The sequence below is a fragment of the Klebsiella ornithinolytica genome (genome assembly GCF_030505655.1).
Lineage (GTDB): Bacteria > Pseudomonadota > Gammaproteobacteria > Enterobacterales > Enterobacteriaceae > Klebsiella > Klebsiella ornithinolytica.
Genome location: NZ_CP130153.1, coordinates 215,509 through 235,622 on the forward strand (window position 1 = coordinate 215,509; position 20,114 = coordinate 235,622).

A 20,114-nucleotide genomic window follows, 5' to 3' on the forward strand; every position below is an offset into this window, starting at 1 on the left:
CCGTATGTAGGGTACAGAGGAGGCCGTTATTATGACGCGGGTCCGGGCTATTCGCCCAGCGCCTCGCGTGTGGGTAATCCTTCGCTGTCGCCCTGGACCTGAATGGCCAGCGAACCAATTTTATTGCCGCGCCGTATCGCCTGCTGCAGCGTTCTGCCCTCGAGCAGAGCGCTAATCACGCCGACGGCAAAACCATCGCCGGCGCCCACGGTATCCACGACGTTATCGACTTTGATGGCTGCGACTGCGCCCTGTTCGCCCGCGGCGGTTTTGTACCAGGCGCCGTCGCAGCCGGTTTTAATGATCACGGCCTGAACGCCGCGCGTGAGATAGAAATCGGCAATCCCCTCCGGGGTCCGTTGGCCGGTGAGGATCATGCCCTCTTTGATACCCGGCAGAACCCAGTCGGCCTGAAACGCCAGCTGATTAAGTTTTTCCACCATTTCGGCTTCGCTTTTCCACAGCACCGGGCGCAGATTCGGATCGAACGAGATGGTCTTCCCCTGGGCCTTCATCGTGGTGGCCGCCTGCTCCAGCAGGGCGTATGAACTCTCCGACAGCGCAGCGGCCACGCCGCTAAGGTGCAGGTGGCGAGCGCTGGCGAAGTATTCGGCGCGAAAGTCTTCGGGCGACAGATGGCTGGCGGCAGAACCTTTGCGGAAGTATTCCACAATGGGATCGGTTCCATTTTCAACTTTAGATTTCATCTGGAAGCCGGTTGCATAGCGGCTGTCTTCGCTGACGCCGCGCGCATCAATCCCTTCTTTGGCCAGCGAATGAAGCACAAAACGGCCGAAGCTGTCTTTACCCACGCGGCTAACCCAGCCGACTTTCAGCCCCAGACGAGCCAGGCCGGTGGCGACATTCAGCTCTGCGCCGGCTACGCGTTTCATAAAGTGTTCTACTGCGGCCAGATCGCCGGTTTCCGTCGCGACAAACATCGCCATCGCTTCTCCGATGGTGATGACATCTAATGCGTTTTCCATGGCTTACTCCTCGCGTAACAAATTCACATAGCGACGGGTTACGGCCGTCAGATCGTGACCCACCAGCGGAAATTCGATACCGCGCGGGGCATCGGCGGGCAGGTTGTCGAGCAGCGCCAGCCAGCGTGCCGGAGCTTCATCGGGCGGGACGGCGCGAAAGTGCGCATGATGCGGCTCTGCGGCTTTGACATGGATATAGCTGACGGCGGGAGCCAGATGCCGTGCGGCCTCTTCCGGCGAATCGCCGACCCACAGCCAGTTACCCATATCGAAAGTTAAGGTAACCGGCAGCTGATTCACCCGACAGGAGGCTTTAAAGCGCTGCATCGGCGCCAGCTGGCCGCAGTCGGTCTGGTCGTTTTCCACCACCAGCGCCATGCCGCTCTCCTGCAGGATGCGGCGCAGCGATTCGAGTTCGTTGTTATGGATAAAATGGCCGAGCGACAGTTTTAACCACAGGGCGTTGAGGGTCTGCGCTTCGCGCAACAGCGCCGGCAGGCGCGGGTTAAGGGCGCCATCCGCTTCAAACAGGGCTTCCGGCGCAGAGTAGCAGGCCAGCAGGTTGTGGCGCTCGATGGTGGCGGCCAGCGCCGGCAGCTGGTTGAGCTCGTCAGCGCTGAATAACTCACGGCGGATTTCCACGCCGTCGGCGCCGGAGCCGGCGATAAACGGCAGTACGGCGGACTGCCCGCCAAGTTCTTTAATGCAATCATGACCATAGGCGGCGGTCACGACAATAATTTTTCTGGCCATCTGACAAACTCCCGGTAGCGCTGTAGCAAATCACTCTATTACGCTAGATGGTACCGGTTCCAAAGGAAAGGAGAGGATGTCTGATTTATGATCACCATCACGAAGGAGAGTTATCGGGAGGTCGATCCGCGCACGATCAGTTCACCGGAGAAGACCCGCTCGCAGATGGGGTCGTTAGTGCCTTCAATTCGGCGCACCACCTGCTCAACCGCGGCATAGCCAATCTGCCACGTGGGCTGTTTGAGCGTAGTAATCCCCACGCCCGCCAGCTCCGCCCACTCCAGTTCGTCGAAGCCGAGCAGGCCGATGTCGCTGCCCCAAACCAGGTCGATTCGCTTGAGCGCGCGCGCAACCTGTAGCGTCAGGGCGCCGTTGGCGGAAATCAGCGCCTTGCGCATGCCGCGGTGGCGGGAGTGAAACTGGCGCAGCACCGTATCGAGCATAGCGCCGTCGTTAAGCGGAACTTCCGCGTTTTCCGCGACGATGCCGGCGTAGCGCTGGAGGGTGGCGCGAAACGCGCTCAGACGTTCGCGACGGGTGTTCACCGAACCGAGCGGCTCGCTGAGGAACAGCAGGGCTTCAAACCCTTTCTCCACCAGATGTTCTGTGGCGGTCGTCGCGGCCTGGGTGTTGTCCAGACCGACGACATCGCAGGCGAAGTCCGGAATCTTGCGGTCAATGAGCACCATCGGCAGCGCCGACTGCTGCAGGCGATTCAGCCCCTCTTCGCGCATCCCGACGGCGTTGACCACGATCCCCTCAACCTGGTAGCTGCGCAGCAGGTCGAGATAGTGCAGCTCCTGGTCGAGCTCGTTATTGGTATTACACACCAGCAGAGTAAAGCCCTTTTCGCGACAGGCCGCTTCGATGCCGCTGAGGACATTGACCGAGTAGGGGTTGGTGATATCGGCGATGATCAGACCAATCAGCCGGGTACGGCCATGTTTCAGGCCACGGGCCATCAGGCTGGGGCGGTAGTTAAGTTCGGCAATCGCTTTTTCAATGCGCGCCAGCAGGTCGTCGGAAAGCAGGTGCTTTTCGCCATTGAGGTAGCGTGAAATGCTGGTTTTTCCGGTCTTTGCGGCTTTCGCCACATCGCTAATGGTTGCTCGCGCCGCTTTCGCCATGATGGCTTCCTTTGCTGAAATCTGGAGAACACCTTAGCGCGAAAATCTGCTATATCAAGCATTTTGCCCGGCAAGCGGCGCTTACCGGGCGAAGGATGCGGTGGTCGGGGTCGACCGCCGGACTTACTGGAGCGGGCTCAGGGTGATCTCTACGCGACGGTTTTGCGCTTTCCCTTCCGCCGTGGTGTTGCTGGCGATGGGGTTCGCCGGGCCCATGCCGCTGGTGCGAATACGGTTTGCCGCCACGCCCTGGGTGATGAGGGCGCTGGCAACGCTGTCGGCGCGCTGCTGCGACAGGCGCATATTCAGATCCTGACCGCCGGTGCTGTCGGTGTAACCCACGACGTTAACCGCGGTTTTCTCATACTCTTTCAGCACGATGGCCACGCCGGTCAGGGTGTTCGCCCCGGCCGGTTTCAGGTTGGCGCTGCTGCTGTCAAAGGTGACGTTATTTGGCATGTTCAGCACGATGTTATCGCCATTTCGCGTCACGCTGACGCCCGTTCCCTGCATTTTCTCGCGCAGTTTTGCTTCCTGCACATCCATGTAATAACCGATGCCGCCGCCCAGCGCCGCCCCGGCCGCTGCGCCAATCAGCGCGCCTTTGCCGCGATCTTTTTTCGACGAGGAGAGTGCGCCGACGCCCGCGCCGACCAGCGAGCCGATCCCGGCGCCGATGCCGGATTTCCCCGCTTCGCGTTCGCCGGTATACGGATTGGTGGTACAGCCAGAAATCGCCAGGGTGCCGCTAACCACAGCCGCAATCATGAGTACGCGTTTTTTCATGTTATTTCCTTAATCCTTTTTATTCTTTGTCACAGCGCGCGTGACGGTTGATTATGACGCCCAATTACGTAGAAAATTCCCCGGACCGGCTCTCTTTTTGTAAATAACATTGAACGGTCGTGTCACTGACCGTCACAACACCTGCATTCGCTGACCAGGAGCTCGCTTTGCCAACCTCATCTGCAACCAAAACCATCTTAACCGCGGCTCACTGGGGGCCTATGCTGGTTGAAACGGATGGTGAAAATGTCCTCTCTTCCCGCGGTGCGCTGGAGACCTCTTTCGCCAACTCCTTGCAAACCGCGGTGCGCGAGCAGGTACACAGCAAAACCCGCGTCCGCTATCCGATGGTACGTAAAGGTTTCCTTGCTTCGCCGGATAGTCCGCAGGGCGTGCGTGGCCAGGACGAGTTTGTGCGGGTGAGCTGGCAGGAGGCATTGGATCTTATCCACGCACAGCATCGGCGGATTCGGGAAAGCTACGGCCCGGCATCGATTTTTGCCGGCTCCTACGGCTGGCGTTCTAACGGCGTACTCCACAAGGCGGCGACGTTGCTGCAGCGCTACATGAGCCTGGCTGGCGGATATACCGGACATCTGGGGGATTATTCCACCGGCGCGGCACAGGCGATCATGCCCTATGTGGTTGGCGGCAATGAGGTTTATCAGCAGCAGACCAGCTGGCCGATGGTACTGGAACATAGCGATGTGGTGGTACTCTGGAGCGCCAACCCGCTGAATACGCTAAAAATTGCCTGGAACGCTTCCGATGAGCAGGGGATCCCATGGTTCGATCGGTTGCGCAAAAGCGGGAAGCGGGTGATCTGCATCGATCCGATGCGATCGGAAACGGCGGAATTCTTTGGCGAGGCGGGCGAATGGATCGCTCCGCATATGGGTACGGATGTCGCGATGATGCTCGGCATTGCCCATACGCTGGTGGAAAACGGCTGGCAGGATGAGGCGTTTCTCGCCCGCTGTACCAGCGGCTATGACGTTTTTGCCCGCTATCTGACCGGTGAAAGCGATGGCACGCCGAAAACCGCAGAGTGGGCGGCGGAGATTTGCGGCGTCAGCGCGGATAAGCTCCGCGAGCTGGCAGCGCTATTCCATGACAATACCACCATGCTGATGTCTGGTTGGGGGATGCAGCGCCAGCAGTTTGGCGAGCAGAAGCACTGGATGCTGGTGACCCTTGCCGCGATGCTGGGGCAGATTGGTACCCCCGGCGGCGGTTTTGGCCTTTCCTACCACTTCGCCAACGGCGGCAACCCGACCCGCCGGGCGGCGGTGCTGGCTTCGATGCAAGGCTGCGTGGCGGGCGGTACCGAGGCGGTCGAAAAAATACCGGTGGCGCGTATTGTGGAAGCGCTGGAAAACCCCGGCGCGCCGTATCAACACAGCGGAATGGACCGGCATTTTCCGGATATTCGCTTCGTCTGGTGGTGCGGCGGCGCGAACTTTACCCACCATCAGGATACTAACCGCTTGATTCGGGCCTGGCAGAAGCCGGAGCTTATCGTCATTTCGGAGTGCTTCTGGACCGCCGCCGCCCGCCATGCCGATATTGTCCTGCCGGCGACAACCTCGTTTGAACGTCACGATATGACCATGACCGGCGATTACAGTAACCAGCACCTGGTGCCGATGAAGCGCGTGGTAGCGCCGCGCGATGAAGCCCGGGATGATTTTGACGTTTTTGCCGATCTCAGCGAGCGCTGGGAAGAGGGAGGGCGCGCGCGTTTTACCGAAGGGAAAACCGATCTACAGTGGCTGGAGACCTTCTATCAGATTGCCGCGCAACGCGGGGCGAGCCAGCAGGTGACGCTACCGCCATTTGACCAGTTCTGGCAGGCTAACCAGCTGATAGAAATGCCGGAAAATCCGGAAAATGCCCGTTTTGCCCGTTTCGCGGCATTTCGTGCCGATCCGCAGGCCAGTCCGCTGAAAACCGCGAGCGGCAAAATTGAAATTCACTCTCCAACGATTGCCGGCTTTGCCTACCCGGACTGTCCACCGAATCCAATGTGGCTGGAACCGGACGAGTGGCACGGCAATGCTCAGCCCGGCCAGCTGCAGGTGCTGTCCGCTCATCCGGCGCATCGTCTGCACAGCCAGCTGAACCATACGTCGCTGCGAGAAAAGTACGCAGTTGCCGGTCGTGAGCCATTAACCCTTCATCCGCTGGACGCACAGGCGCGCAATATTGCTGACGGCGATGTCGTGCGGGTGTGGAATGCCCGCGGCCAGGTGCTGGCCGGTGCCGTGGTGACGGAAGGTATTCGTCCAGGGGTTATCTGTTTACACGAAGGGGCCTGGCCTGATATCGACCCGCAGGCCGGTATCTGCAAAAACGGCGCGGTGAATGTTCTGACCAAAGATATTCCGACTTCGCGGCTGGGCAACGGCTGCGCCGGGAATACGGCGCTGGCGTGGCTGGAAAAATATGACGGCCCTGCGCTGACGCTTACGGCGTTTGATCCGCCGGCCAATGCATAATCCAGGTCGGCTGTAGCGTATCGTCCTGCCATGCGCAGTCTTCTATCCGGAAGCCTTGCGCATGGTAGAAATTCACCGCCTGAACGTTTTTCTGGTAAACCTCGAGACTGAGCCAGCGGTAATGCTGTTTGACCTCGTCCAGCAGCGCGCTGCCGATGCCGCGGCGAATTGCGTCCGGCGCGACAAACAGCGCACCGATAAAGCGGGACTCCATCACGCTGACAAAACCTTTTATCGTCGCGTTCTCTTCCCACACCCAGGTGCTGGCTGCAGGCAGGTAGACATCGCGTACAACGGCGACACTCTCGTGCCAGTACGTTTCGTTGATAAAGGGATGGGCATGAATCGTGCTTTCCAGCCACAGCGTGAGCAGCGGCCGGGTCTCTTTAGCGTCCCACTTGCGGATCATCATCGCCTCCCGGGTGACAGAAGCAGCTCGTCAGGTGATCGTTGACCAGCCCGCAGGCCTGCATAAAGGAGTAGCAGATGGTGGAACCAACAAACTTAAAACCGCGCTTTTTCAGCGCCTTTGAGAGGGCGTCGGAGGCCGGTGTGGTGGTGGGTATCTCCGCCAGGGTGGCGGCATGGGAGATCTGTGGCTGATTCTCGACGAAAGACCAGACAAAGTCGCTAAACGATTCGCCGCTCTCTTCCATGGTCAGGAAGGCGCGGGCGTTGCCAATAATGGCCTGAATTTTCCCGCGATGGCGAATAATTCCCGCGTCCTGGAGCAGGCGCTCGATATCTGCCTCATTCATGGCGGCGACGCGAACCGGATCGAACTGATGAAAGGCCTGGCGATAATTTTCACGCTTTTTCAACACCGTAATCCACGACAGACCGGCCTGCTGGCCCTCAAGGCAGATCATTTCGAACAGTTTGTGGGCATCTCTTTGCGCAACGCCCCACTCGTTATCATGGTACTGGATGTAAAGCGGGTCCTGGCTTACCCAACCGCAGCGCTGCATGTCACTCTCCCTTTAGCAATAAAACTTACGCGTTCGCCTTGACGGCTGAAAGATAAAGATAATAGTTAATACAGGGATACCACTCTCAAATATACCCGCCATTATTCAGGTTGCATGTGCATTGGCTGCATTCGTTCGCCCAATCACATAATTCAGGGTATTCAGGGAAGCCCGTCCCATAAAAACACAGCAATAATGCCGGTTTGGCTCTTTTCTGGAGTCGCATTAATGATAATAAAGAAATGCAATGGCCTTCGGGGGATTATGCTCCCGGCGTGCGCAGTTGTCTGGGTCTCGTTTATCAGTGGCGCGAATGCCTGGCAACAGGAATATATCGCTATCGATACCAAAAGTAATACCCCTGAACGCTATACGTGGGATAGCGATCACCAACCCCGCTATGAAGATATTCTGGCGGAGCGGATGAATGCGTCCGGCGATCTTCCCGGTATTGCGCTGAATCAGGCGGTGGCGCCGCCGGATAGCGGCCGCGGGATGAGCGTGGGATGGAATTTTACCCTGGCCAACGGCGTCACTTCCGGCCCGGTGGCGAGTTTGCGTAGCGAAGTGATATCGACCGCACCCGCGCGCCGCGCGCCAGACAACCCCTACGTGAATACGCTTGGCTGGCGTATGGATTATCAGGCGCTATGGGGCGTCCATCCGTGGGCGCAGGTGAGCTACAACCAGCCGCTCTCTTCGGATCTGATTGGCCCTAATCGCGGTCAGGATGGCGCCTGGCGCGATGTCACCTTCGGGGCGGATATGGCCCTCAATTCACACCTTGCGGCCTGGGCGGCATTATCGCAGGCGGAGAATACGACAACGGGCGCCAACTATCTCTATGTGATGGGGGTGAGCGCTAACTTTTAGCCTTTATTTAGCATGCGTGAAACGTTCTTGTTACCTAAAAAACACAGTAATGGCGCATTGTTGTAAGATAGTGGTCACTAACTTATTTCTGCTGCGGTCATGCGCCTGCCTTTTTCAATGTCATTCATTCCGGCTCACATGCATTTCATTCCTTGCTGATGGCATTTCATGCCTTTTTTACCCTGGCGTTCAGGTGACTTCGCTATTGTGGCGGCAGTTAATTATTCAGGATATCTGCTATGAACGCTGCAAACAGTCAATATACCCGCTGGCTTACGCTTGCCGGCACGATCGTCACACAATTCGCGCTGGGATCGGTTTATACATGGAGTTTGTTCAACAGTTCCCTTTCCGCAAAACTGGACGAACCGGTAAGCCAGGTGGCTTTCTCCTTCGGTCTGTTAAGCCTCGGTCTGGCGCTATCCTCTTCTGTCGCCGGTAAACTGCAGGAACGCTTTGGCGTCAGACGCGTCACGATGGCATCCGGTGTTCTGCTGGGGCTCGGCTTTTTCCTGACCGCTCACGCCAACAGCCTGATGATGCTCTGGCTCAGCGCAGGCCTGTTGGTGGGCCTGGCGGACGGCGCGGGCTATCTACTGACGCTCTCCAACTGCGTGAAGTGGTTCCCGGAGCGTAAAGGGCTGATTTCCGCCTTTTCCATCGGTTCCTATGGCCTCGGTAGCCTCGGGTTCAAATTTATCGATAGCCACCTGCTGGCCACCGTCGGGCTGGAGAAAACCTTTATTATCTGGGGCGCCATTGTCCTGGTGATGATTGTCTTCGGCGCCACCTTAATGAAAGATGCGCCGAATCATACCGCCGCCTCGCATAATGGCGTGGTGGAGAATGACTTCACGCTGGCCGAGTCGATGCGTAAACCGCAGTACTGGATGCTCGCCGTGATGTTCCTGACGGCCTGCATGAGCGGTCTGTATGTTATTGGCGTCGCGAAAGATATCGCGCAAGGGATGGTGCATCTGGATGTCGCGACGGCGGCGAATGCGGTCACCGTTATCTCTATCGCCAACCTGAGCGGACGTCTGGTTCTGGGGATTCTGTCGGATAAAATTTCCCGTATCCGCGTCATTACTATCGGTCAGGTGGTTTCCCTGGTCGGCATGGCTGCGCTGCTGTTCGCGCCGCTGAACGCCACAACCTTCTTTGCCGCGATTGCCTGCGTCGCCTTTAACTTCGGTGGAACGATTACCGTGTTCCCGTCGCTGGTCAGTGAATTTTTCGGTCTGAATAATCTGGCAAAAAACTACGGCGTCATCTATCTGGGCTTTGGTATCGGCAGCATCTGCGGATCGCTGATTGCCTCGCTGTTCGGTGGGTTCTACGTGACCTTCTGCGTTATCTTTGCCCTGCTGATTCTCTCCCTGGCGCTCTCGACGACGATTCGCCAGCCGAAAGGTGAAGTTTACAGCGAAGCCCACGCCTGATACGCCCTCTTCGCGGCGTCATACCGATATTCCTGAGCTATTTGTGCCTGTCCAACCAAATGTTTTGTAAATGTTTGGTTGGATCACACTCCCACCTGGTACTTTTTCCTTTCTCTGTGGTCTACTTAGCGCGCTTTGTAGAGGTTTCTTATACTCTCCGTCCTTCAAACTGCCTTATTGTTGACTGCGCTCGTTCGCCTCAGTCACTTACTTGAGTAAGCTCCAGAGGATTCACGAGCCCGTCGCCTCAAGGCATCTCGAATGGGTTTGAGTAGTTAATCAACCTGAACGCACCCTATTAACCTGCCCGCTTATATCGCGTAAGTCAGGTGGTTTTATCTCTTCTTTTTCCAGGTTTCATGCATGAATTATATTAGAACGATGACACAGCAGAAAGTCAGCCTTTGGCTGGCGCTGTACATCGGCTGGTTTATGAACGTTGCTGTGCTTTTCCGTCGCCTTGATGGTTATGCGCAGGAATTTACCCTCTGGAAAGGGCTTTCCGGGATTGTGGAACTGGTTGCCACCGTGCTGGTGACGTTTTTCCTGCTACGTGTTCTGTCGCTGCTGGGGCGGCGCGTCTGGCGAATACTCGCCACGCTGGTGGTGATTTTCTCCGCTGCCGCCAGCTATTACATGACCTTCCTGAACGTGGTGATTGGCTACGGCATCATTGCGTCGGTGATGACCACGGATATCGACCTCTCTCAGGAGGTGGTGGGTTGGTATTTGATTCTGTGGCTGGCGCTGGTCAGCGCTCCGCCGCTGCTGCTTATCTGGAGTAACCGCTGCCAGCATACTCTGCTGCGGCAAATTCGGACGCCGGGCCAGCGGGTAAAAAATATCGCCATCGTTGCTCTCGCCGGGTTAATGGTCTGGGGACCGATTCGCCTGCTCGAACTGCGGCAGAAGGATGTTGAGCGTAGCTCTGAAGTCGATATGCCGAGCTACGGCGGGGTGATTGCCAACTCGTATCTGCCATCGAACTGGCTTTCCGCGCTGGGGCTGTACGCCTGGGCGCAGGTGGATGAGTCCTCAGATAACAAGTCGTTGATAAACCCTGCCAAAAAATTCACCTATGTCGAGCCGCAGGGCCTGGATGATACCTACGTGGTGTTCATTATCGGTGAAACCACCCGCTGGGACCATATGGGGATCCTGGGTTATAACCGCAATACCACGCCGAAGCTGGCTCAGGAGAAAAACCTGGTGGCCTTCCGCGGCTACTCCTGCGATACCGCGACCAAACTCTCTCTGCGCTGCATGTTTGTGCGTGAGGGTGGGGCGGAAGACAACCCGCAGCGAACGCTGAAAGAGCAAAACGTCTTTGCTGTCTTGCACCAGCTCGGCTTTACCGGCGACCTGTATGCGATGCAGAGCGAGATGTGGTTCTACAGCAATACCATGGCGAACAGCATTGCCTATCGTGAGCAGATTGGCGCTGAACCGCGTAACCGCGGCAAAAGCGTGGACGACATGCTGCTGGTGGATGAGGTTAAGCGCTCTTTGATGAAGAATGACCATGGTAAACACCTGATTATTCTCCATACCAAAGGTTCGCACTTTAACTATACCCAGCGTTACCCGCGCAGCTTTGCGCAGTGGCAGCCGGAGTGTGTGGGCGTGGACAGCAAATGCTCGAAAGCGGAGCTGATCAACTCTTACGATAATAGCGTGACCTATGTCGATCACTTTATCGTGAGCGTGCTGGACCAGCTGCGTGATAAGAAGGCGATTGTGTTCTATGCCGCCGATCACGGGGAGTCAATCAACGAGCATGAACACCTGCACGGTACGCCACGTAAGATGGCGCCGCCGGAACAGTTCCGTGTGCCGATGATGGTGTGGATGTCGGATAAATATCTGGCCGCGCCGGATCATGCTGCTTCGTTTGCCCGCCTCAAAGAGCAGGCGGCGATGAAAGTCCCGCGTCGTCATGTTGAGCTGTATGACACCATCATGGGTTGTCTGGGCTACACCTCGCCGGACGGTGGAATTAATGAGCATAACAACTGGTGCCGCGTTGCCGATGCGGGGAAAACCGTGGCGAAATAGCGGGAGTGGCGAGTTTCTCGCCGCTTGAGCTATTTTTTCCAAATAAGGCATTGACGGGTGTGAGTCTCAGCAGTAAGATGCGCCCGCATTCGGTGATTGGCGCAGCCTGGTAGCGCACTTCGTTCGGGACGAAGGGGTCGGAGGTTCGAATCCTCTATCACCGACCAAATTTAAAAGCCTGCTCAATGAGCAGGCTTTTTTGCATCTGAAGCCGGTGAGGATGAGAATCTCCGGGGACAGAGGCTCGACAATGCCTGCGGCCCTGACCGGTCATGTGTACCTCAGCAATTTTTAGCTGGCTTAACGCCCCTCAGGTCTATTTGCCGGTCTCCCTCTGCCGGCAGGAAAAACAGGCCTCTGCCCAAACCACCGTAAAAATGAGATCCCTTGCATCAATGGCGTTGAGCAGCGCGCCGGGCGCCACGATGTCGGAGTGTGATAGTTAACCAAAGTCACAAAAAAAGCACGAATCCTTGTTTCATGTTGTCTGTTAACTATTTTGTGACATCTTCCATTGTATTTTTTTATATATCTAAGGTTCTTTTTTCGCGAAGCTTATGGATAACTGCAGCATTTTCCGCTGTGCGTTTTAACGTTCGCGCTATTAATCGCTCACATATTGGCCACATCGTAATAAATTTTCACCATTTACCAGAATTGCTTATCACTAGCTGTTAAGAAGTATTAAGACATTTATGCTGCCTGCTCGCCGCTAGCATAAATTTCTCTGCTGAAAATAGCGTCTTGAAGTTTTTTTAATCTTTGCCTGCTGATTCTCACCCCGGATGTAAAACCCGGTTGGCTGTATTGACGTTTACGCATTCTGTTGACAGATTGTAGGGCATGAGGGGCATTTCATGGAGAATCCGCACTGCAACTCAGGCGTTTTTGTGAAAGGAATCCCCATCTCTCATCCAGGCCTTCGGGCACCACCGACCAGACCGGGTAAAAAATAAATAAAGGCCTGGCGGATATATGCAAACAACATCACATTTGGAGCAGAATAATGAGTATTTCCTTGAAAAAGTCAGGGATGCTGAAGCTTGGTCTGAGCCTGGTCGCCCTGACCGTTGCAGCAAGCGTTCAGGCTAAGACCCTGGTTTATTGTTCTGAAGGTTCGCCGGAAGGCTTTAACCCACAGCTATTCACTTCTGGTACAACCTATGACGCCAGCTCGGTGCCCATCTATAACCGCCTGGTTGAATTCAAAACCGGTACTACGGAAGTTATTCCGGGGCTGGCGGAAAAATGGGAAGTGAGCGAGGACGGCAAAACCTATACATTCCACCTGCGTCAGGGCGTGAAGTGGCAGGATAATAAAGACTTTAAACCCACTCGCGACCTGAATGCCGACGACGTTGTATTCTCGTTCGATCGCCAGAAAAACGCGCAAAACCCGTACCATAAAGTGTCCGGCGGCAGCTATGAATACTTCGAAGGGATGGGCCTCCCTGACCTGATTAGCGAAGTGAAGAAAGTCGACGATAAAACCGTCCAGTTTGTGCTGACCCGCCCGGAAGCGCCGTTCCTCGCTGATCTGGCTATGGACTTCGCCTCTATTCTGTCCAAAGAGTATGCCGACAATATGCTGAAAGCCGGTTCGCCGGAAAAAGTGGACCTGAACCCAATCGGTACCGGGCCGTTCCAGCTGCTGCAATACCAGAAAGACTCCCGTATTCTCTATAAAGCCTTCCCGGGCTACTGGGGCACCAAGCCGAAGATCGATCGCCTGGTCTTCTCCATTACCCCTGATGCTTCCGTGCGCTATGCCAAACTGCAGAAGAATGAGTGCCAGGTGATGCCGTACCCGAACCCGGCCGACATCGCGCGCATGAAAGAAGATAAGAACATTAACCTGCTGGAACAGCCGGGCCTGAACGTCGGCTATCTCTCCTTCAACACCGAGAAGAAACCGCTGGATAACGTGAAAGTCCGCCAGGCGCTGACCTATGCGGTAAATAAAGAAGCGATTATCAAAGCCGTTTACCAGGGCGCTGGCCAGTCCGCGAAAAACCTGATTCCGCCGACCATGTGGGGCTATAACGACGACGTTAAAGACTACACTTACGATCCGGAAAAAGCGAAAGCGCTGCTGAAAGAAGCCGGCATGGAAAAAGGCTTCTCCATCGATCTGTGGGCAATGCCGGTACAGCGTCCGTACAACCCGAACGCGCGCCGTATGGCTGAGATGATCCAGGCTGACTGGGCCAAAATTGGCGTCCAGGCCAAGATCGTCACCTACGAATGGGGCGAGTATCTGAAGCGTGCGAAAGCAGGCGAGCACCAGACCGTGATGATGGGCTGGACCGGCGACAACGGGGATCCGGATAACTTCTTCGCTACCCTGTTCAGCTGCGCAGCAGCAAAAGACGGCTCGAACTACTCTCGCTGGTGCTACAAGCCGTTTGAAGATCTGATTCAGCCGGCACGTGCCACCGATGACCACAACAAACGTATCGAGCTTTATAAGCAGGCTCAGGTTGTGATGCATGACCAGGCTCCGGCGCTGATCGTCGCTCACTCCACCGTTTATGAGCCGGTGCGTAAGGAAGTCAAAGGCTACGTGGTTGACCCGTTAGGCAAGCACCACTTCGAAAACGTCTCTGTCGAATAATAAACAGTATGTTTCCCCTCTCCCTTAACGGGGAGGGGGGATTTCATTTGTGAGCAATACAGACGTCCTGTCACCAGGCGGGGCGTCACTATAGAGAATCCGGGTTATGTTGCAGTTCATCCTCCGACGTTTGGGACTTGTCATCCCGACATTTATCGGTATTACCCTTCTCACCTTTGCCTTTGTGCATATGATTCCCGGTGACCCGGTGATGATTATGGCGGGCGAACGTGGTATTTCCCCTGAACGTCACGCTCAGCTGCTGGCTGAAATGGGCCTTGATAAGCCGATGTGGCAGCAGTATGCCCACTATATCTGGGGTGTCTTGCATGGGGATTTAGGCATCTCGCTGAAAAGCCGTATTCCCGTGTGGCAGGAGTTCGTGCCGCGCTTTAAAGCCACGATGGAACTGGGCGTGTGCGCGATGATTTTCGCCGTTATCGTCGGTATTCCGGTGGGCGTACTGGCGGCGGTCAAACGCGGCTCTATCTTCGATCACACCTCCGTCGGCCTCGCGCTGACCGGTTATTCCATGCCGATCTTCTGGTGGGGAATGATGCTGATCATGCTGGTTTCAGTCCAGCTCAACCTGACGCCAGTCTCCGGACGTATCAGCGATACCGTGTTCCTTGACGACACCCTGCCGCTGACCGGTTTTATGCTCATCGATACCGCTATCTGGGGCGAGCCGGGCGATTTTATTGATGCCTTAATGCACATGATTCTGCCAGCCGTGGTGCTGGGCACTATTCCGCTGGCCGTTATCGTGCGTATGACCCGCTCCTCGATGCTGGAAGTGCTGGGCGAAGATTATATTCGCACCGCGCGCGCCAAGGGATTGACCCGGATGCGCGTCATCGTGGTCCACGCGCTGCGTAACGCTATGCTGCCGGTGGTCACGGTGATTGGGCTACAGGTAGGGACGCTGCTGGCGGGCGCCATTCTGACCGAAACCATCTTCTCCTGGCCTGGTCTAGGGCGCTGGCTGATCGATGCGCTGCAACGCCGTGATTACCCGGTGGTTCAGGGTGGGGTACTGCTGGTCGCGACGATGATTATCCTCGTCAACCTGCTGGTCGATCTGCTGTACGGCGTGGTGAACCCGCGTATTCGGCATAAGAAGTAAGGGGCCATCATGTCACAAATTACTGAAAATAAAGTTGTCGCCGCACCGGTGCCAATGACCCCTTTGCAGGAGTTCTGGCACTATTTCAAACGCAACAAAGGGGCGGTTGTCGGCCTGGTCTACGTCGCGATTATGATTATTATCGCCGTGTTCGCTAACTTCCTCGCCCCTTATAACCCGGCGGATCAGTTCCGCGACGTGCTGCTGGCGCCGCCGGCCTGGCAGGAGGGGGGAAGCTTTGCGCATCTTCTGGGGACCGATGACGTGGGCCGCGATATTCTGTCGCGACTGATGTACGGCGCGCGCTTGTCGCTGCTGGTTGGCTGTCTGGTCGTGGTGCTGTCGCTGATTCTCGGCGTGGTGCTGGGCCTGATTGCCGGCTACTTCGGCGGGGTGATCGACTCCATCATCATGCGTGTTGTCGATATCATGCTGGCGTTGCCGAGCCTGCTGCTGGCGCTGGTGCTGGTGGCTATCTTCGGCCCCTCGATCGTGAACGCTTCGCTGGCGCTCACCTTTGTCGCCCTGCCGCACTACGTGCGATTGACTCGTGCGGCGGTGCTGGTGGAAGTGAACCGCGACTACGTCACCGCTTCACGGGTGGCAGGCGCGGGGGCAATCCGTCAGATGTTCATCAACATTCTTCCTAACTGCCTTGCTCCGCTGATTGTTCAGGCGTCGCTGGGCTTCTCTAACGCCATTCTCGATATGGCCGCTCTTGGCTTCCTTGGCATGGGTGCGCAGCCGCCGACACCGGAGTGGGGCACGATGCTCTCCGACGTGTTGCAGTTCGCGCAGAGTGCCTGGTGGGTCGTCACCTTCCCGGGTGTCGCGATTCTGCTGACGGTGCTGGCATTTAACCTGATGGGTGACGGTCTGCGTGACGCGCTCGATCCCAAACTGAAGCAGTAAGAGGTTCGAGATGGCGTTATTGAATGTGGATAAATTATCGGTGCACTTCGGCGACGAAGGGACACCGTTTCGCGCGGTAGACCGCGTGAGTTACAGCGTGAACCAGGGTGAAGTGGTTGGCATTGTCGGCGAGTCCGGCTCAGGTAAATCGGTCAGCTCACTGGCGATCATGGGGCTGATTGATTATCCCGGCCGCGTGATGGCGGATAAGCTGGAATTTAATGGCCGCGATCTGAAGCGTATCTCAGAAAAAGAGCGCCGCCAGCTGGTGGGGGCGGAAGTGGCGATGATCTTCCAGGACCCGATGACCAGCCTGAATCCGTGTTACACCGTCGGCTATCAGATTATGGAAGCCATTAAAGTACATCAGGGCGGAAATAAGAAAACCCGTATCCAGCGGGCGATCGATCTGCTGACGCTGGTTGGCATCCCTGACCCGGCATCGCGTCTTGATGTCTATCCGCACCAGCTTTCCGGCGGGATGAGCCAGCGCGTGATGATCGCCATGGCGATTGCCTGCCGGCCCAAGCTGCTGATTGCGGATGAACCGACCACCGCGCTGGATGTGACCATCCAGGCGCAGATCATTGAGCTGCTGCTGGAGCTGCAGCAAAAAGAGAACATGGCGCTGGTCCTGATCACCCACGATCTGGCGCTGGTGGCTGAGGCGGCACACAAAATTATTGTGATGTACGCCGGTCAGGTTGTGGAGACGGGCGATGCGAAGGATATCTTCCGCGCACCGCGCCATCCTTATACTCAGGCGCTGCTGCGCGCGCTGCCGGAGTTTGCCCAGGATAAAGCGCGGCTGGCGTCGCTGCCGGGCGTCGTGCCAGGGAAATATGACCGCCCCAACGGCTGTCTGTTAAACCCGCGCTGCCCCTATGCCACGGATAAGTGCCGCAGCGAGGAGCCTGAGCTGAACCGCGTCGACGGCGCCCGTCAGTCGAAATGCCACTACCCACTGGATGATGCCGGGAGGCCTACGCTATGAGTACCCATGAGGCCACCACGCAACAGTTCTTGTTGCAGGCCATTGATCTGAAAAAATATTACCCGGTGAAGAAGGGGCTGTTTGCGCCGGAAAGGCTGGTTAAGGCGCTGGACGGGGTCTCCTTTACCCTCGAACGCGGGAAAACGCTGGCGGTGGTTGGCGAGTCCGGCTGTGGAAAATCGACGCTGGGCCGTCTGCTGACGATGATTGAGATCCCGACCGGCGGCGAGCTTTACTATCAGGGTCAGGACTTATTAAAGCCAGACGCCACGGCGCAAAAGCTGCGTCGGCAGAAAATCCAGATTGTGTTCCAGAACCCCTACGGCTCGCTGAATCCGCGTAAGAAAGTGGGCCAGATTCTGGAAGAACCGTTGCAGATCAATACGTCGCTGAGCAAAGAACAGCGCCGTGAAAAAGCGCTGGCGATGATGGCGAAGGTCGGGCTGAAAACGGAGCATTACGATCGCTATCCGCACATGTTCTCCGGCGGTCAGCGGCAGCGCATCGCGATTGCCCGTGGTCTGATGCTGGACCCGGATGTGGTGATTGCCGATGAACCTGTCTCCGCGCTGGATGTGTCGGTCCGCGCGCAGGTGCTGAACCTGATGATGGATCTGCAGCAGGATATGGGGCTGTCGTATGTGTTCATCTCCCATGACCTGTCGGTCGTGGAGCACATTGCGGATGAAGTGATGGTGATGTATCTCGGCCGCTGCGTGGAGAAAGGGTCCAAGGATCAGATCTTCAACAATCCGCAGCATCCGTATACTCAGGCTCTGCTGTCGGCCACGCCACGCCTGAATCCGGACGATCGCCGCGAACGTATTAAGCTGACCGGCGAACTGCCGAGCCCGTTGAATCCGCCGCCGGGCTGCGCGTTTAACGCCCGCTGCCGCCGTCGTTTCGGCCCGTGTACCCAGCTACAGCCGCAGTTGAAAGATTACCGGGGTCAGCTGGTCGCCTGTTTTGCCGTTGACCAGGATGAAAATCAGCAAAAACAGCTCGCCTGATGTTCCCTGCTGCTGTCGAAGGCGTCAAAACTTTCGGCAGCAGCCGCTTATTATGCCCGGAGAAGAATCAGGCTTGAGAAAGTACCTGACTGCTGTTTTTCGACTTAAATAATTAATTTGACCTATTTATACAACGATATAAAAAGTCTAAAATATATTCCATCACGCATCATAGTTATTTTGTTCTGCGCATTATCTAAAGATCAATTAGAGAAAAACCTGGTTATTTTAAGGGGGCGCTGAGCTCAGGTTTGGTGGGATCACAGGACCTCCTAAAAAATGGAGCTATCATTTCTTATAAGAAATGATAGGGTAACCGCAAAATTATCAGTGATTTACGCCACCTTGAACGATACTCCTCTACAACGTCATTGTATTGTTGGTCATTCTGACCAACTTAAGTTGATGAAAAACAATAAAATAAACTATGCTCTAAAGGCGTAGTATCAAAATAAAAACAGCTAAAATATTATTTATTAGAATCATGAGGTTATCCATGAACCATTATGATGATTTGCAGCGCTTCAAGGAAAAGACTCGTACGCAAAGTCTGGATTTCAAGGACCTTTCATCACACGCAGCCGCCAGAGAACAGGGAGATTGGGTTATTCTCAATCAGCTCTCTCCTGGGGAAGAAAAAGAATCCTCGCTGGCCATGGGAGGATCGGTATCGTTACCGATACCGCAGCCGGTGCCGACGGATATGTTTCATTGGGTCGAGGCAGAATCCGCGCACACGCCGCAACCAACGTCACCTACAGCCCCGGCTCCGGTCATGCCACCCCCTGTCTCCGTTTCAGCGCCACATGACCCCCTTTCGGTTGCAGAACATACGTGGGCAGCAGAATCTGTGCCGGCAATGGCCGTACCCCATACGCCTGCTCCCGCTCCAGCCGCTGCTCCCGCTCCAGCCGCTGCGCCCGCTCCAGCCGCTGCGCCCGCTCCAGCCGTTGCGCCTGCTCCAGCCGTTGCGCCCGCACCAGCCGTTGCGCCTGCACCAGCCGTTGCGCCTGCACCACCGGTAGCGGTTCGCCCGGTCGTGCCGTCTGCACAGGCGGCGGAAGGCTATGCTCATTTATTTGCGGCAAAAGCCGTTGAACCGGTGGCGAAAAATAAAGATCAGCCGCTGAAATCACTTTTAGAAAGGATTGCGACATGCCGTTGATCTGCGTGTGTTCTCCCAAAGGCGGCGTAGGAAAAACGACCCTCGCGGCAAATCTGGCCTATTCATTAGCTCGCGCAGGCAGCAAAGTCCTGGCGATCGATTTTGACGTGCAAAATGCGCTGCGTCTGCATTTTGGCGTCCCTCTTAGCGATGAGCGCGGCTATGTTGCGAAAGCGCTGGAGCTTCATGACTGGAGCCAGTGCGTACTGAGCGCGGGCAGCAATATTTTTGTCCTGCCGTATGGCGACGTCAGCGAGGCGCAGCATCAGGCTTTTGATGAACACCTTGCCACGGACGCCCATTTCCTCACCCGCGGGCTGGCGGCATTATTGAATTATCCCGGATTAATTATCATCGCCGACCTGCCACCCGGCCCTTCACCGGCGCTGACGGCCTTAACGCCGCTGGCCGATCTGCACCTGGTGCCGCTGCTGGCGGACACCGCCTCGATGTCGACCCTGTCGCACGTCGAAAAGCAGCGTTTAACCGGCGGTAAGCTAAACCACAAACTTGGGCACTTTTTCGTGCTGAATCAGAGTGATAACCGCCGTCAGGTCAGCCGTGACGTCACCGCTCTGATGGAGGATAAACTGGGCGATCGTCTGTTGGGTATTATCCATCGTGATGAGAGCGTCGTTGAAGCGAATGCTTCCCAGAAGTCGATTCTCGACTTTAGCTCTTCCTCTGCAGCCGCCTTTGATATTGAAATTATGGCAAAAAAAATCTCTGCGCTGTTGGGTATTAAAATTGGCGACGGCACGGTGCACAGCCAGCCTCGTATGTCAGGGCTTTAACTTATTGCAGG

Annotated in this window: 16 protein-coding genes, 1 tRNA gene and 1 pseudogene; 12 read left to right on the plus strand and 6 right to left on the minus strand. The window is 56.3% G+C overall.

Annotation, left to right across the window (positions count from 1 at the left end):
- Positions 1-47 precede the first annotated feature (47 nt).
- The 4 genes from Q1L34_RS01010 to Q1L34_RS01025 form a co-directional block, all read right to left on the minus strand.
- The gene (locus tag Q1L34_RS01010; protein WP_004868786.1) at positions 48-986 is read right to left on the minus strand and encodes a sugar kinase; all 939 of its coding nucleotides are present in this window, start codon (positions 984-986) and stop codon (positions 48-50) included.
- 3 nt (positions 987-989) lie between these two features.
- The gene (locus Q1L34_RS01015; protein WP_004868783.1) at positions 990-1,739 is read right to left on the minus strand and encodes a sugar phosphate isomerase/epimerase family protein; all 750 of its coding nucleotides are present in this window, start codon (positions 1,737-1,739) and stop codon (positions 990-992) included.
- Positions 1,740-1,849: 110 nt separating this feature from the next.
- Entirely contained in the window at positions 1,850-2,866 is a 1,017-nt protein-coding gene (locus Q1L34_RS01020) for a LacI family DNA-binding transcriptional regulator (RefSeq protein ID WP_004868782.1), read from the minus strand.
- Between the two features lie 123 nt (positions 2,867-2,989).
- Complete coding sequence (locus Q1L34_RS01025; protein WP_325993424.1) at positions 2,990-3,652, minus strand: OmpA family lipoprotein; 663 nt, start codon at positions 3,650-3,652, stop codon at positions 2,990-2,992.
- Between the two features lie 167 nt (positions 3,653-3,819).
- On the opposite strand from Q1L34_RS01025, the gene Q1L34_RS01030 reads away from it, so the two are divergent.
- Entirely contained in the window at positions 3,820-6,150 is a 2,331-nt protein-coding gene (locus tag Q1L34_RS01030; RefSeq protein WP_327204332.1) for a molybdopterin guanine dinucleotide-containing S/N-oxide reductase, read from the plus strand.
- On the opposite strand, the gene Q1L34_RS01035 is transcribed toward Q1L34_RS01030, so the two are convergent.
- The gene (locus tag Q1L34_RS01035) at positions 6,119-6,559 is read right to left on the minus strand and encodes an N-acetyltransferase (protein ID WP_004868776.1); all 441 of its coding nucleotides are present in this window, start codon (positions 6,557-6,559) and stop codon (positions 6,119-6,121) included. The two genes, Q1L34_RS01030 and Q1L34_RS01035, sit on opposite strands and share 32 nt — an antisense overlap.
- The gene (gene tag, locus Q1L34_RS01040; RefSeq protein ID WP_327204333.1) at positions 6,537-7,118 is read right to left on the minus strand and encodes a DNA-3-methyladenine glycosylase I; all 582 of its coding nucleotides are present in this window, start codon (positions 7,116-7,118) and stop codon (positions 6,537-6,539) included. Before tag ends, Q1L34_RS01035 begins: the two co-directional genes overlap by 23 nt.
- A gap of 264 nt (positions 7,119-7,382) precedes the next feature.
- On the opposite strand from tag, the gene Q1L34_RS01045 reads away from it, so the two are divergent.
- The 11 genes and pseudogenes from Q1L34_RS01045 (at position 7,383) to Q1L34_RS01095 (ending at position 20,103) form a co-directional block, all read left to right on the plus strand.
- Positions 7,383-7,991 (plus strand): lipase, encoded by a 609-nt coding sequence (locus Q1L34_RS01045; RefSeq protein WP_015585545.1) that lies wholly within the window; start codon positions 7,383-7,385, stop codon positions 7,989-7,991.
- Positions 7,992-8,230: 239 nt separating this feature from the next.
- Positions 8,231-9,433 carry an L-lactate MFS transporter gene (locus Q1L34_RS01050; RefSeq protein ID WP_015585546.1) on the plus strand — a complete coding sequence of 401 codons (1,203 nt, stop codon included), beginning with the start codon at positions 8,231-8,233 and terminating at the stop codon, positions 9,431-9,433.
- A gap of 363 nt (positions 9,434-9,796) precedes the next feature.
- Positions 9,797-11,488 carry a kdo(2)-lipid A phosphoethanolamine 7''-transferase gene (gene eptB / locus Q1L34_RS01055; RefSeq protein ID WP_004868768.1) on the plus strand — a complete coding sequence of 564 codons (1,692 nt, stop codon included), beginning with the start codon at positions 9,797-9,799 and terminating at the stop codon, positions 11,486-11,488.
- 90 nt (positions 11,489-11,578) lie between these two features.
- Positions 11,579-11,655: transfer RNA gene (locus Q1L34_RS01060), tRNA-Pro, on the plus strand.
- An 839-nt stretch (positions 11,656-12,494) separates the two neighbouring features.
- A complete protein-coding gene (gene dppA / locus Q1L34_RS01065) occupies positions 12,495-14,102 on the plus strand; it encodes a dipeptide ABC transporter periplasmic-binding protein DppA (RefSeq protein WP_004868766.1) in 1,608 nt (535 codons plus the stop codon).
- Between the two features lie 106 nt (positions 14,103-14,208).
- Positions 14,209-15,228 (plus strand): dipeptide ABC transporter permease DppB, encoded by a 1,020-nt coding sequence (dppB, locus tag Q1L34_RS01070; protein WP_004868763.1) that lies wholly within the window; start codon positions 14,209-14,211, stop codon positions 15,226-15,228.
- Positions 15,229-15,237: 9 nt separating this feature from the next.
- On the plus strand, positions 15,238-16,140 hold the full coding sequence (dppC, locus tag Q1L34_RS01075; protein WP_015585547.1) for a dipeptide ABC transporter permease DppC: 903 nt from the start codon (positions 15,238-15,240) through the stop codon (positions 16,138-16,140).
- Positions 16,141-16,150: 10 nt separating this feature from the next.
- A complete protein-coding gene (gene dppD, locus Q1L34_RS01080) occupies positions 16,151-17,134 on the plus strand; it encodes a dipeptide ABC transporter ATP-binding protein (protein ID WP_015585548.1) in 984 nt (327 codons plus the stop codon).
- Positions 17,131-18,144, plus strand: a complete 1,014-nt coding sequence (gene dppF, locus Q1L34_RS01085) for a dipeptide ABC transporter ATP-binding subunit DppF (protein WP_004868756.1) — start codon at positions 17,131-17,133, stop codon at positions 18,142-18,144. Before dppD ends, dppF begins: the two co-directional genes overlap by 4 nt.
- Positions 18,145-18,640: 496 nt before the next feature.
- Positions 18,641-19,309 (plus strand): cellulose biosynthesis protein BcsO, encoded by a 669-nt coding sequence (gene bcsO / locus Q1L34_RS01090; protein WP_137056226.1) that lies wholly within the window; start codon positions 18,641-18,643, stop codon positions 19,307-19,309.
- 1 nt (position 19,310) lies between these two features.
- Positions 19,311-20,103, plus strand: a pseudogene (locus Q1L34_RS01095) (cellulose synthase operon protein YhjQ/BcsQ).
- Positions 20,104-20,114: the final 11 nt, after the last annotated feature.

Coding starts and splice junctions, on each gene's coding strand:
- eptB (WP_004868768.1), top strand. CDS start 9,797: ATGAATTATATTAGAACGATGACACAGCAGAAAGTCAGCCTTTGGCTG.
- tag (WP_327204333.1), bottom strand. CDS start 7,118: ATGCAGCGCTGCGGTTGGGTAAGCCAGGACCCGCTTTACATCCAGTAC.
- dppA (WP_004868766.1), top strand. CDS start 12,495: ATGAGTATTTCCTTGAAAAAGTCAGGGATGCTGAAGCTTGGTCTGAGC.
- dppB (WP_004868763.1), top strand. CDS start 14,209: ATGTTGCAGTTCATCCTCCGACGTTTGGGACTTGTCATCCCGACATTT.
- bcsO (WP_137056226.1), top strand. CDS start 18,641: ATGAACCATTATGATGATTTGCAGCGCTTCAAGGAAAAGACTCGTACG.
- Q1L34_RS01015 (WP_004868783.1), bottom strand. CDS start 1,739: ATGGCCAGAAAAATTATTGTCGTGACCGCCGCCTATGGTCATGATTGC.
- Q1L34_RS01025 (WP_325993424.1), bottom strand. CDS start 3,652: ATGAAAAAACGCGTACTCATGATTGCGGCTGTGGTTAGCGGCACCCTG.
- Q1L34_RS01045 (WP_015585545.1), top strand. CDS start 7,383: ATGCTCCCGGCGTGCGCAGTTGTCTGGGTCTCGTTTATCAGTGGCGCG.
- dppF (WP_004868756.1), top strand. CDS start 17,131: ATGAGTACCCATGAGGCCACCACGCAACAGTTCTTGTTGCAGGCCATT.
- dppD (WP_015585548.1), top strand. CDS start 16,151: ATGGCGTTATTGAATGTGGATAAATTATCGGTGCACTTCGGCGACGAA.
- dppC (WP_015585547.1), top strand. CDS start 15,238: ATGTCACAAATTACTGAAAATAAAGTTGTCGCCGCACCGGTGCCAATG.
- Q1L34_RS01050 (WP_015585546.1), top strand. CDS start 8,231: ATGAACGCTGCAAACAGTCAATATACCCGCTGGCTTACGCTTGCCGGC.
- Q1L34_RS01010 (WP_004868786.1), bottom strand. CDS start 986: ATGGAAAACGCATTAGATGTCATCACCATCGGAGAAGCGATGGCGATG.
- Q1L34_RS01020 (WP_004868782.1), bottom strand. CDS start 2,866: ATGGCGAAAGCGGCGCGAGCAACCATTAGCGATGTGGCGAAAGCCGCA.
- Q1L34_RS01035 (WP_004868776.1), bottom strand. CDS start 6,559: ATGATCCGCAAGTGGGACGCTAAAGAGACCCGGCCGCTGCTCACGCTG.